Below are 12,144 nucleotides of genomic sequence, written 5' to 3' on the forward strand. Positions count from 1 at the left end.
AAGACCGGCACAATGATCCACCGGGTATAGCTATCGGGCAAACCATTAAATTGAGTAGTGACGCCGTAACTAACCAGGCCGGCAGCTTCCAGCAAAGTAGGAAATACTCCCCAATCCTAAAATATCCAATGGATAATAAGGAAAATGCTATAATCATTGACTTCCGGAAACCGATCTTATCAGCATAAGCACCGGAAAAAATAGGAAGCAGATATAACCCGCCGGAAAAAAGCCCGGAAATCATACTTGCTTCAAAATCATTAAAACCTAAAATGGAAGATAGATAAATAGTGAGAACGATGAAAACGGCATAATATGCCATACGCTCAAACAGTTCGACTGTGTTGCTGACCCAAAATGCTCTCGTAAAGCCTTTAGCAGCACGCTGAGGGGAATTGTTCATGTATTTATTAATTTATTAAAATGTTAATTTGAGACAAAGATACGTTTTTTTGGCTTACTGTCCGTATCTTTGTTCAAAATTAGGTAATTAAAAACTATGATTATAGCTGTTGATTTTGACGGAACGATTGTAGAGCATCGTTATCCACGCATTGGTGAAGAAATTCCATTCGCTGTTGACACATTGAAGTTATTGCAACAAGAAAAGCATCGTTTAATACTATGGAGTGTGCGTGAAGGGGCACTTTTGGACGAAGCTGTCGAATGGTGCAAAGCCAGAGGTTTAGAATTTTATGCCGTTAATAAGGATTATCCTGAAGAGCAAAAAGGCCATCAGGGATTTTCACGAAAGTTGAAAGCTGACATGTTCATTGACGACCGGAACTTAGGCGGTTTGCCGGATTGGGGAGTCATTTATGCAATGATTAAAGAGAAAAAGACATTTGCAGATGTCTATGGCCAAAACGGAGAAGAGGAAAAGACGCCATCAAAAAAGAAAAAAAGATGGCTGCCTTTCTAATAAATAGATAAATAGCAAGCCGACAGATATACAAAAAATAGATGATGCACTCTTATCCGACATGATTAAGAGTGCATTTCTATATGATGAAATAACTTATCTCCCAACATGGAACGGCCATTTACTACGATTCTTTGTTTTCCCACTTTTCCCTGAACTCCCATAATTGCTCAATAGTAGGATAAAAAGTCGGATTTTCCCAGTTTTTGGAAATCATAGCAATCAACGATTCCAAATACGATTTACCATCAATAATTGTAGTACATTGATTGACCTGATATCTTTCAGTTGGATAATTCTTTGTTTCGATCATCTTTTTTGCCCAGTTCAATAACTCCTGAACAGCTTCATTGTCATAAGTATGTTGCGCCATATCTTTAGAATTTTCCACAAAGATACAAAGTTTATTTATTCATAAACAAGGAATAACCGAAGAACTGGCAGAGATTCTACAAGTTGTGCTATCAGCAAAGAACAATTTCAATATTTTTTATGTTTATATAAATAAAGATAAACTTAAAAATAGAACGACTTATGATTTATGATTTCTTATTCCCCACAAAATCGAATACAACAAAAGTGTCTTTGTTGCTATTGGCTGTCCGGATCATATTCGGCATATTATTAATGAACCACGGTATCCAAAAATGGAGTAGTTTCCAAGAGTTGTCAACTGTATTTCCTGATCCGCTTGGAATAGGAAGTCCCCTGTCTCTCGGATTAGCTATTTTTGGTGAACTTGTGTGTTCAATGGCATTTATTGTAGGCTTCTTGTATCGCTTAGCCATGATCCCGATGATTTTCACGATGATAGTAGCTTTCTTTGTAGTTCACGCAAATGACGTATTTGCTGTTAAAGAACTAGCTTTCATTTATTTAGTGGTATTCATATTGATGTATATTGCCGGTCCGGGTAAATTTTCAATAGACCATATCATAGGAAACGAATTGTCAAGACGAAAATCAAGAGCATACAAAAATTAAAAATAATCCCCCTGATTAATTAAAAAATATTATATTTGCATACTTGTATGAGAGAAATTATCAATATTTTTTATTAATCAAAAATGTTTTAACATGAAAAGAGGGAAACTGACTTTAGTCGCAGTAGTGCTTAGCGGTAGCTTATTATTCAGTTCTTGTGTAGGATCATTCAGTTTATTCAACCGCCTGTCTTCTTGGAATCAATCAGTTGGAAACAAGTTTGTAAACGAACTCGTATTCCTTGCTTTCAACATTGTTCCGGTTTATGGCGTAGCTTACCTAGCTGACGCTTTAGTTATCAATTCTATCGAATTCTGGAGTGGTTCCAACCCGATGGCTAATGTAGGTGACGTAAAGAAAGTAAAAGGAGAGAACGGCAACTACATGGTGAAAACTCTTGAGAATGGATATTCTATTACTAAAGAAGGCGAAACTGCTTCAATGGATTTGATCTACAACAAAGAAGCTAACACATGGAATGTTGTTGCAAACGGTGAAAGCGCTGAATTAGTAAAAATGAACAATGATGGCACTGCTGATTTGTTCTTGCCAAATGGCGAAAAGATGAATGTAACGCTGGATGCTCAAGGCATGCTGGCAGCACGCCAGGCTACAATGAGCAATTTTATGTTTGCCGCCCGCTAAAAATAAAAACAAATACGAAGGAGATGAAACATCATATAGGAGTTTCATCTCCTTTTTCAATCTTATCTTCTTCTATCAAGAATCTTTTGTACTATGAATAAACTATATACACTTATCTATTCTGTTCTAATCTTCACCTGTCTATCTTGTCAGCAACAAACTCCTCAAACTCAAATAGAACAGACAGCCATCGATTTCTGTGAAGCCTTTTATAATTTCAATTATACGGTCGCCAAAGAATGGAGCACGCCTTCTTCTCAATCTTATCTTAGTTTCTTAGCATCTAATGTCGGGCAAACCCATCTGGAGCAACTTAAGACACGAGGCGCTGCAAAAGTTTCTGTTATTTCAAGTGAGATAGATGCTAATTTAGAAGAAGCGTCGGTTGTCTGCCAAATCAAAAATGCATTCGTCATTCATCCCATCGGGGAAAAATGGAATACGTAAGTTCCCTGCAAGATACGCTCGAATTAGTAAGAGTAAATAATAAATGGCTGATTAGAAAGGATATCCCACAGCAAAATGGAAAGCAAAGTCACGACTGAATTTAGGATGAATGATGGGGAAATGCTCTTTCCTCGTTTCATAGGCAGGATTGACAGCTTTCATACCTCCGTCAAAACGCAAAATAAAGAAATCCAAATCCAGGCGGAGACCTAATCCGTAGGCCACTGCTATTTGCTTATAAAACCTATCAAACTTGAAAACCCCTCCCGGTTGATTGGCATAACTCCGGATGGTCCAGATATTACCAGCATCAATAAATACCGCCCCCTGAAACTTCCAGAATAACTTGCTTCGGTATTCAATACTGGCATCCAGTTTAATATCTCCGGATTGATCGAGCAAATTCCCATTTCCTGCAAAAGAGCCCGGTCCCAAATCGCGAACACTCCATCCGCGGACACTATTGGCTCCACCAGAGAAATATTGTTTCTCAAACGGAATAGTCTTCGCATTTCCATAAGGTACAGCTATTCCCACACCAGCATGAAACGCAAAAGAGTTACGATAATCGATTCTGATATTCTTAGCAAAATCAAACTCCCCTTTCAGATATTGAGCATAAGGAATTCCCAGAATAGCGTATTCACCATTACTGTTCTTCCGAATGTTTGCAGCCTTTGACAGAGCATACATTACATTTCCCGCCGATTCGAAATTAAAACGGATGGAGTATGAATTAGAAGCAATCGTATTATTGATAATCGATCCTCCCACGCTATTATAATTATAGCTATATCCCATATTTATAATCAGTCGATCCTGATAATTATACTGGAATATATGGTTCTGTCCTTTATTTATATAGTCTTCTTTAAACCTTTCAGAGATACGGGGCAAATAAAGGAAAGCAATATTTATCAAATCAATACGGTGTTGTATCTTCTGACGTTGTGTCCACTTGTAACTCCAGTTAGCAGAAGCCATCGTACGCAAGAACTCCGGTCGCAACTGATAATTATACTGTAAACCAAACTCTGTTGTAGCCCTGATTTTCCGTTTAAAATCAGAGGAAATGAAAGGGAACAGAAAATTAGGGAAGTTGATACTCGTTTCCACCCCGTACTCTGTATAGTTATTATTCGAATAACCTGCCTGAAGTCCGGAAATGACTTCATACGCTCCACGGAATTTTATCATAAAAGTTTCCGATCCGCGAAAAAGGTTCCTGTTTTGAAAAGAGGCGGAAGCAGCCGCTCCCAAGTCACCGGCAGAATTAGTTCCCTCTACCTCGAAAGCCACTGATTTATGTTTGCTCTTGGTCAGCATCACATAGCAATCGAGCATCGTTGAATCTCCTATTTGAGTCTCAATAAAACGGATATTCGTATATTTCAATGCCGATAAACGTCCAAAACTGGAATAGGTCTGCTGCACATCGCGCTCATTATACAGATCACCGGAAGCAAACCGAAGGTTATCCGTAAGAACTTTAGGACGCAAATAGAGTTTATCCTTATAGTAAATCGGATATCCCTTATAATGTACCGAATCATTGATGTCCACACTGCTCATTGCCGAGGACTGCAAAACATCATAATCCGTAATAAAATTAATCTTATTGATCCAATATTGCCGATGTGCTCTTGCAGAATCATTCGCATGAGCTTTATACATCTGCAAATGTTGAGTCAGATCTACATTATAAGTATTACGAACGGTATCGGCAGTATATCCGATATAATCCTTATTAAACTTATAGTAACCATTCCGAAGTAACTTATTCGTGATACGTTGCCTGTCCGCATCCAATACATTCACATCAAAATACATTCCTTCCTTCAGCAAACTTCTGGCAGAATCCTGTTTGAGAAGCGCAGCTATTTTAGGATCATAAATATCATATTTGATAGATTGAACAACGTATGGCTTGCCTGCCGTTACGTCATAATATACTTTGATCTTTTTCTTTTTTACTTTGGTCGAACGTTTCACTGTTGCCGCCATATATCCCATATTATGCACAGCCTTAGTGATTTCTTCTTCAGAACGTTGCGCTTCGTCCTCGCTATATATTACGGGAGCATCCCCTATTCTTCTCAAGAACTTATTCCCCCATTTGGTCGAATCACGCCCCGACAGATTGTATACATAAAGTTGGGTCTTTATCAGACTGAACCACTTGGCATTAGGATTTTGGCGAACATACATGCGCAAGGAAGAAGGCCGTATATTTTTTTGGTCCGTACGAATTTTGACTTCATCCAGCAAATAAGATCCATCCGGCACAAACTTAGTGGTAGTACACGAAGCAAGTGACAAGACAGCAGCAGAAGCAAGCAAATAAAGAAAATTTCTCCTCATACGGTTTTACATCGATAGCATGAAAAATGCGCTTACAAAGATAAATTATATTTTCTGACGGGGAAAATAATTTAAGAAAAAGAGAGGAAAGTAAGGATAGATTGGAAATATCTTTATAGCTTTGCAAAAGAATATCAAATCTATGGCATCATTAAGTAAAAACAAAATAAAGTTTATCCACTCGCTGGAACTGAAGAAAATACGTAAAGAAGAGCGGGTATTTCTGGCTGAAGGTCCTAAATTGGTAGGCGATTTACTCGGACATTTTCCCTGTCGTTTTTTAGCTGCCACTCCCTCCTGGTTTCAGGAGCATCCGGGTATTGACGCAAGTGAACTGGTAGAAGTTTCACAGGAAGATCTTTCACGGGCCAGTTTATTGAAAACTCCCCAACAGGTACTTGCCATTTTCGAACAACCACAATATACTTTGGATCCGGAGGCAGTTCGTTCATCACTTTGCCTTGCATTGGACGATGTACAAGATCCCGGAAATCTGGGTACCATTATCCGTTTGGCCGACTGGTTTGGCATCGAACATATTATCTGCTCGCAGAATACGGTAGATGTATATAACCCTAAGACCATACAAGCCACTATGGGTGGAATTGCCCGGGTGAAAGTACATTATACTTCCCTCCCCGATTTTATCCGGTCGCTCGGAGATACTCCTGTGTTCGGTACGTTCCTGGATGGAAAAAACATGTATGAACAACCATTGTCGGCCAATGGCTTGATCGTAATGGGAAATGAAGGGAATGGCATAGGGAAAGAGGTAGCCACATTAATCAACCGAAAATTATATATCCCCAATTACCCGGCAGGCCAAGAGACATCCGAGTCTCTGAATGTAGCCATTGCTACCGCAGTAATCTGTGCCGAGTTCCGTCGACAGGCTGCATGGAAGTAAAATCAAAAGGATAAAACAAATAAGGAAATAAAGCTTCCCCCTTCTTTTCTGCTTCCTGCAGATACTCATTAAAACATTGGGAAGATTGATTCGAAACACTGGGAAGATTGATTTGAAACACTGGGATGTTTTTTAAAATCATCCCAGTGTTTTTTATTTCTTCCATCTGACTTTCAGAAAGCAGCACAATCACTCCCGGCATCCATTCAACCGACTCAATCTCTTCGGTCAATGGGAACACACCTCGGACAACTCCTTCGTCAGTGATCTCCACTACCTGCTGCTTCATATATCCGACGGCAGGTATCAGCAAATAATGAGAAGCAAAGCGTTTCATTACAATCAGTTGTTTGAACGTCTTTGTTGTTGCTTCCTGCGTTGATTCATCTGGCGTTCTTTTCTTTGCTCTATCCGTTCCTTTTGGATATGCTGTTCCACCTGAATCTGCTCCGGCTTCTTCTCACGATGAGTTCCCGTACGACGACGGTTCATCTCTTCCGGTGTCAGACGCTGAATGTCATCTTTATTCTTGTCTATGACCTTATGTAAAGAGTCGGCATTTTCTTTAGTAGCTATCTTCTTCAAAGAATCCGCTTTCAATGCTTCTATCTTATTCAAAGAATCGCGTACGGCAAATGCGAGCGTATCCGTACAATGATAACGAGTCATCATGAAGCGGTCGGCCAATACTGCCCCGCCTTTTTCCTGGCTATCCATCGGATAATAAATGAAACCTTTTATTTCTTTCATCGAACCTAATGTGTCTGCAAACAAACGAATTTGTTGCACACCCGGTTCAGTCACCGTTTTCCAATGATTGATCGTATCTTTTTCATAAATCACCTGCATAGCCATAGTGACACCTCTTAAAGAGTCGGCAAGCATCGGTTCCAGAAAACGATACCGCACTTCCCATACCAGTGTATCCCGGTCTTTGTAGTTAGAGTCGGTCGGCAAAGTAAATACATATTGATTATCCATCATTTCACCGGTCAGACGTACCATACGCTGCCACGGCCAGACATCGATGCTATCACCCTGCTTGGTCATTTTCGGTTTCTTATCACGCTTGGCTATCAGGTCGCCAACAAGTTCCTGTTCGTCTTTCAAGCGTTTTTTCACCTTATCATAAATTTTCGATAAAATCTCTGTGTTACGGGTATACCAAACCATGGATGAGTCAAATGCAGCTTGTGTAGTCCCGTATTTCTTGAAAACGGCGTCGATATACAATGCTTTCTTATAGTTCTCACTATAAGGCAAATTATCTCCCATAGACTTTGCCACATGATAATCATACAGCAAATTCTCCATCTTCGATTCCGAGATTACATCACTGGGTCTTTTCACTTTACACCCGGCTACCGCAAACACGAACATGCAGATGAGACACAGATGAAACCGAAATTTATTTTTCATGATCCGTAGCTTCCTTTTTATCTTTATCCAGTGAATGATAAGACTCATTCAAATATTTACTATAAAAGAGTAACAAGGCAATGATACCGCAACTGATAGCGGCATCCGCAAAATTAAAGATCGGACTAAAGAATATAAAATGCTCTCCACCCACAAACGGCATCCATGTAGGCCAGTTTGTATCTATAATCGGAAAGTAAAACATATCCACCACTTTTCCGTAAAACCAGGTAGAATATCCACCACCTTCGGGCATGAAACTGGCAATCTGCGAATGAGTGCTTTCATTGAAAATAACTCCATAGAACACACTATCTATGATGTTTCCCAAAGCACCGGTCAGAATAAGAGCCACACAGACGATATAACCTGTTTTAAAACCTTTCTTTATGATTTTATAGAGATACCACCCTATCAATGCTACCGCAACAATGCGGAATGTTGTCAGGAATAACTTGCCGAAGATTTCCATACCGAAAGCCATCCCGTTGTTTTCGGTGAAATAGATATAAAACCAATCGGTCACACGTATACTTTCATGCCAGTACATGTGAGTTTTAATCCAGACCTTGATGATCTGGTCAATAATCAATACGGAAAAGATAACGAGAAGGGCAATTCTCCCCTTCGTGAATAGTTTCTTCATGTGTTTATTATAAGTTAAACATAACGAGCTACAAGTGCCGTGCGTAAACTTTGCGCAGCTACTTGTAGCTCGTTACCTGTAGCCTACTTGCTATCTGTTATTTTTTACCACTGTTCTTTGCTTCAATGCTTAATGTAGCATGAGGAACAGCACGCAGACGCTCTGCCGGAATCAACTTTCCGGTTTCACGGCAAATGCCGTACGTTTTATTCTCAATACGTACCAAAGCAGCTTGTAATCCTTGGATAAACTTCAGCTGACGTTGTGCCAGTCGGGTCGTTTCTTCCTTGGAGAGCGTATTAGCTCCTTCTTCCAATACTTTATACGTAGGAGATGTATCGTCGGTATCATTACCGTCCAGTCCCATCAAACTTTTCTTCAACTGTTCATAGTCACGTTGTGCCAATTCCAGTTTCTCCATAATAATGGCACGGAATTCCTCGAGTTCCGCATCCGAATATCTAGTCTTTTCTGCCATAACTTTACAATTTTAAAAGGTTAATCAATATAGTATTAGTCTTTTATCACGTTCACAAACAATGAGAAGTCGTCAAACTCCAGCATTGTTCCGTCTTTCACTTCATCTACAAGTTCAAGAGATGTGCCTAAAACCTGGTTACAAATATAAGTATTATATTCATTTACCGCATCATCTGTTTGCGTATTTTTCGAGATTGTTATTTTTATTTTGTCTGTAATCTCGAAGCCGCTTGACTTACGTATATTCTGAATACGGTTCACCAGTTCACGGGCAATACCCTCGCGACGCAGTTCTTCGGTAATGGTCACTTCAAGCGCTACTGTCAGTTTGCCTTCATTGGCAACCAACCATCCCGGAATATCTTCACTAAAGATCTCGACATCTGATGCTTCAATAACAGCTTCCGCACCATCCAGGTTTAATGTATACTTTCCGTTTTTCTCCAATTCACCGATGGCTTCCTGTGACATTTCTGCAACAGCAGCAGCTACTGCTTTCATTTGCTTGCCAAATTTCGGTCCCAGTTTCTTAAAGTCACATTTCACTTTTTTCACCAATACACCGGCTGCACCATCAACGAATCTGACTTCTTTTACATTCACTTCATTCATAATCAGGTTCTTCACAGCTTCGATATGAGCTTTCTGCTCTTCATCTACCACCGGAACCATGATACACTGTAGCGGTTGGCGTACCTTGATATTCACCTTGCGGCGCAATGCCAACACCATAGATGTAACATCCTGTGCCATTTGCATGCGGGCTTCCAGTTCCTTGTCTATCATTTCTTCCTGATATTTCGGGAATTCGGCAAGATGGACAGAAACTACATTGTCGCGTCCTGTTGCTGTAATCAAGTCAGTATACAACCGGTCTGCATAGAACGGAGATACAGGAGCCATCAGTTTGGCAACTGTTTCGAGACAAGTGTACAATGTCTGATAAGCAGACAATTTATCCTGTGTAAATTCACCACCCCAGAAACGTTTACGATTCAGGCGAACATACCAGTTGGACAAATTATCATTCACAAAATCAGAAATCAAACGTCCTGCCTTTGTCGGTTCATATTCATTATAGCATGTATCTACCTCCTTTATTAATGTATTCAATACAGATAAGATCCAGCGGTCGATCTCCGGACGTTCTGCCATCGGTACATCCGCTTCTTTATACTCAAATCCGTCTACATTCGCATAAAGCGCAAAGAATGAATACGTATTATATAAGGTACCGAAGAATTTACGGCGAACCTCTTCCACTCCTTCAACGTCAAATTTCAGGTTATCCCACGGAGAAGAATTGGTAATCATGTACCAACGCAACGGGTCGGAACCATACTTTTCAATCGTAGTAAACGGATCGACAGCGTTATTCAAACGCTTGGACATCTTGTTACCGTTCTTATCGAGTACCAAACCGTTAGAGATAACAGCTTTGTAGGACACGCTGTCAAATACCATGGTAGCGATAGCATGCAAGGTAAAGAACCAACCACGAGTCTGGTCTACTCCTTCCGCGATAAAGTCAGCCGGATATACCTGACGGTTATCCAACAGTTCTTTATTTTCGAACGGATAATGGATCTGTGCGTATGGCATAGCACCCGAATCGAACCATACATCAATCAAGTCTGATTCACGCTTCATCGGTTTGCCGTCTTTCGATACCAATATGACGTCGTCTACATAAGGACGGTGAAGATCAATCTTATCATAATTTTCTTCCGAATATTGACCCGGCACAAAACCTTTATCCTTGTATGGATTGGATTTCATAAATCCGGCAGCTACCGATTTCTCGATTTCATTATAAAGTTCTTCTACAGATTCGATGCATATCTCATCCGTATTATCTTCTGTACGCCAGATAGGTAATGGAGTACCCCAATAACGAGAACGGCTAAGATTCCAGTCATTCAGATTTTCCAGCCACTTGCCAAAACGGCCGGTTCCGGTAGATTCCGGTTTCCAGTTGATGGTTTTATTCAATTCCATCATTCGCTCCTTGCAAGCGGTAGAACGGATAAACCAGCTATCCAACGGATAATAAAGTACCGGTTTGTCTGTACGCCAGCAGTGCGGATAGTTGTGGACATGCTTTTCTATCTTGAAAGCCTTGTTGTCTGCTTTCATCATCATGGCAATGACAATATCCAAAGATTCGGCAGCTTGCGCGGCTTTCTCATCGTATTTGCCATCCACCATAAATTGAGGATCATAAGCATTTTTCACCCATGCACCCTGATATTCTTTGTATTTATCTACATCAACACATTCTTTTACGAAATTCTCATCCAGCTCATTCAACAGATAGAATTTACCAGTTAAATCCACCATCGGACGAGTTTCGCCTTTCTTATTAATCATGAAAAGTGACGGGATTCCTGCAGCACGTGCCACATTCGCATCGTCTGCACCAAATGTAGGTGCAATGTGAACGATACCTGTACCATCTTCTGTAGTAACATAATCACCCGGTATCACACGGAAAGCCTTATCACTAGGCTTCCAGTTGCCATCTTCGGATACCTCAACCGGTTTCACCCAAGGGATCAACTGCTCATATTCCATACCGACAAGATCCGTGCCTTTGTATTCGGCAATCACTTTAAACGGTACAAGTTTATCTCCGGCTTTGTAGTCCTCCAATTTCAGATCAGCAGCTTTTGCATTGAAATGTACATTCAATAAAGCTTTTGCCAGAACAACCGTGATAGGTTCTCCGGTATAAGCGTTGTAAGACTGTACAGCCACATAGTCAATCTTCGGTCCCACACAAAGAGCCGTATTTGAAGGCAATGTCCATGGAGTAGTTGTCCAGGCGATAAAATAAGGAGTTCCCCATTCCGTCATTTCCGGTTTAGGATTCTTCATTTTAAATTGGGCAACGGCCGTTGTATCTTTTACATCCCGATAACAGCCCGGTTGATTCAACTCATGTGAACTCAATCCTGTTCCTGCAGCCGGTGAATACGGTTGGATCGTATATCCTTTATACAACAATCCTTTTTTATGCAGTTGCTTCAATAGCCACCATAATGTCTCAATATAGCGATTGTCATACGTGATATAAGGGTGCTTCATATCCACCCAATATCCCATCCGATGAGTCAGGTCTTCCCACTCCTTGGTATATTTCATCACGTCTTTCCGACAAGCCGCATTGTAGTCGGCAACAGAGATTTTCTTACCAATATCTTCTTTTGTGATACCTAATGCCTTTTCTACACTTAGTTCCACAGGCAGTCCGTGCGTATCCCATCCGGCTTTACGCTTCACCTGATAACCCTTCATCGTTTTGTAGCGACAGAAAATGTCCTTAATGGTACG

11 protein-coding genes and 2 pseudogenes are annotated in these 12,144 nt (G+C 40.5%); 5 read left to right on the forward strand and 8 right to left on the reverse strand.

The genetic code is table 11. The features are described from left to right. Window positions 1-403: pseudogene (locus BXY_RS02710) on the reverse strand (MFS transporter); the annotation flags it as partial. A gap of 96 nt (window positions 404-499) precedes the next feature. On the opposite strand from BXY_RS02710, the gene BXY_RS02715 reads away from it, so the two are divergent. Next, the gene (locus tag BXY_RS02715; protein WP_004316432.1) at window positions 500-922 is read left to right on the forward strand and encodes a BT0820 family HAD-type phosphatase; all 423 of its coding nucleotides are present in this window, start codon (window positions 500-502) and stop codon (window positions 920-922) included. A gap of 124 nt (window positions 923-1,046) precedes the next feature. Here BXY_RS02715 and BXY_RS02720 read toward each other — a convergent pair whose 3' ends face one another. Next, window positions 1,047-1,295 (reverse strand): DUF6965 family protein, encoded by a 249-nt coding sequence (locus BXY_RS02720; protein WP_015531160.1) that lies wholly within the window; start codon window positions 1,293-1,295, stop codon window positions 1,047-1,049. A gap of 161 nt (window positions 1,296-1,456) precedes the next feature. Between BXY_RS02720 and BXY_RS02725 the strand changes: the two genes are divergently transcribed. The 3 genes and pseudogenes from BXY_RS02725 to BXY_RS02735 all read left to right on the forward strand — a co-directional run bounded on the left by BXY_RS02725 (window position 1,457) and on the right by BXY_RS02735 (window position 3,096). Continuing rightward, window positions 1,457-1,906, forward strand: coding sequence for a DoxX family protein (locus BXY_RS02725; RefSeq protein WP_004316430.1), 450 nt, complete (start codon window positions 1,457-1,459; stop codon window positions 1,904-1,906). Between the two features lie 93 nt (window positions 1,907-1,999). After that, complete coding sequence (locus BXY_RS02730) at window positions 2,000-2,551, forward strand: DUF3332 domain-containing protein (protein ID WP_015531161.1); 552 nt, start codon at window positions 2,000-2,002, stop codon at window positions 2,549-2,551. Between the two features lie 93 nt (window positions 2,552-2,644). Further along, window positions 2,645-3,096 (forward strand): annotated as a pseudogene (locus BXY_RS02735) (hypothetical protein). Here BXY_RS02735 and tamL read toward each other — a convergent pair. Next, window positions 3,050-5,359 carry a translocation and assembly module lipoprotein TamL gene (tamL, locus tag BXY_RS02740; RefSeq protein ID WP_015531163.1) on the reverse strand — a complete coding sequence of 770 codons (2,310 nt, stop codon included), beginning with the start codon at window positions 5,357-5,359 and terminating at the stop codon, window positions 3,050-3,052. The pseudogene BXY_RS02735 and the gene tamL sit on opposite strands and share 47 nt — an antisense overlap. 142 nt (window positions 5,360-5,501) lie before the next feature. Between tamL and BXY_RS02745 the strand changes: the two genes are divergently transcribed. After that, window positions 5,502-6,266, forward strand: coding sequence for a TrmH family RNA methyltransferase (locus tag BXY_RS02745; protein WP_008776990.1), 765 nt, complete (start codon window positions 5,502-5,504; stop codon window positions 6,264-6,266). Here the strand turns inward: BXY_RS02745 and BXY_RS02750 are convergent. The 5 genes from BXY_RS02750 to ileS form a co-directional block, all read right to left on the reverse strand. After that, window positions 6,217-6,603, reverse strand: coding sequence for a hypothetical protein (locus tag BXY_RS02750; protein WP_004303301.1), 387 nt, complete (start codon window positions 6,601-6,603; stop codon window positions 6,217-6,219). The genes BXY_RS02745 and BXY_RS02750 overlap by 50 nt on opposite strands. A gap of 5 nt (window positions 6,604-6,608) precedes the next feature. After that, complete coding sequence (locus BXY_RS02755; RefSeq protein WP_008640156.1) at window positions 6,609-7,685, reverse strand: DUF4296 domain-containing protein; 1,077 nt, start codon at window positions 7,683-7,685, stop codon at window positions 6,609-6,611. After that, the gene (locus BXY_RS02760) at window positions 7,675-8,331 is read right to left on the reverse strand and encodes a lipoprotein signal peptidase (protein ID WP_004295884.1); all 657 of its coding nucleotides are present in this window, start codon (window positions 8,329-8,331) and stop codon (window positions 7,675-7,677) included. The genes BXY_RS02755 and BXY_RS02760 overlap by 11 nt, the downstream gene beginning before the upstream one ends. A 97-nt stretch (window positions 8,332-8,428) precedes the next feature. Then, complete coding sequence (locus BXY_RS02765; RefSeq protein WP_004295883.1) at window positions 8,429-8,809, reverse strand: TraR/DksA family transcriptional regulator; 381 nt, start codon at window positions 8,807-8,809, stop codon at window positions 8,429-8,431. A gap of 35 nt (window positions 8,810-8,844) precedes the next feature. Next, the coding region (gene ileS / locus BXY_RS02770) for an isoleucine--tRNA ligase (RefSeq protein WP_208946733.1) at window positions 8,845-12,144 on the reverse strand (3,300 nt) is incomplete at its 5' end.

The sequence above is a fragment of the Bacteroides xylanisolvens XB1A genome, assembly GCF_000210075.1.
Classification (GTDB): domain Bacteria; phylum Bacteroidota; class Bacteroidia; order Bacteroidales; family Bacteroidaceae; genus Bacteroides; species Bacteroides xylanisolvens.

Bases quoted from the DNA above. Each gene is read 5' to 3' on its own strand.
- BXY_RS02720 (WP_015531160.1), bottom strand. From the start codon at position 1,295: ATGGCGCAACATACTTATGACAATGAAGCTGTTCAGGAGTTATTGAAC.
- BXY_RS02745 (WP_008776990.1), top strand. From the start codon at position 5,502: ATGGCATCATTAAGTAAAAACAAAATAAAGTTTATCCACTCGCTGGAA.
- BXY_RS02765 (WP_004295883.1), bottom strand. From the start codon at position 8,809: ATGGCAGAAAAGACTAGATATTCGGATGCGGAACTCGAGGAATTCCGT.
- BXY_RS02730 (WP_015531161.1), top strand. From the start codon at position 2,000: ATGAAAAGAGGGAAACTGACTTTAGTCGCAGTAGTGCTTAGCGGTAGC.
- BXY_RS02725 (WP_004316430.1), top strand. From the start codon at position 1,457: ATGATTTATGATTTCTTATTCCCCACAAAATCGAATACAACAAAAGTG.
- BXY_RS02755 (WP_008640156.1), bottom strand. From the start codon at position 7,685: ATGAAAAATAAATTTCGGTTTCATCTGTGTCTCATCTGCATGTTCGTG.
- BXY_RS02715 (WP_004316432.1), top strand. From the start codon at position 500: ATGATTATAGCTGTTGATTTTGACGGAACGATTGTAGAGCATCGTTAT.
- BXY_RS02760 (WP_004295884.1), bottom strand. From the start codon at position 8,331: ATGAAGAAACTATTCACGAAGGGGAGAATTGCCCTTCTCGTTATCTTT.
- tamL (WP_015531163.1), bottom strand. From the start codon at position 5,359: ATGAGGAGAAATTTTCTTTATTTGCTTGCTTCTGCTGCTGTCTTGTCA.
- BXY_RS02750 (WP_004303301.1), bottom strand. From the start codon at position 6,603: ATGAAACGCTTTGCTTCTCATTATTTGCTGATACCTGCCGTCGGATAT.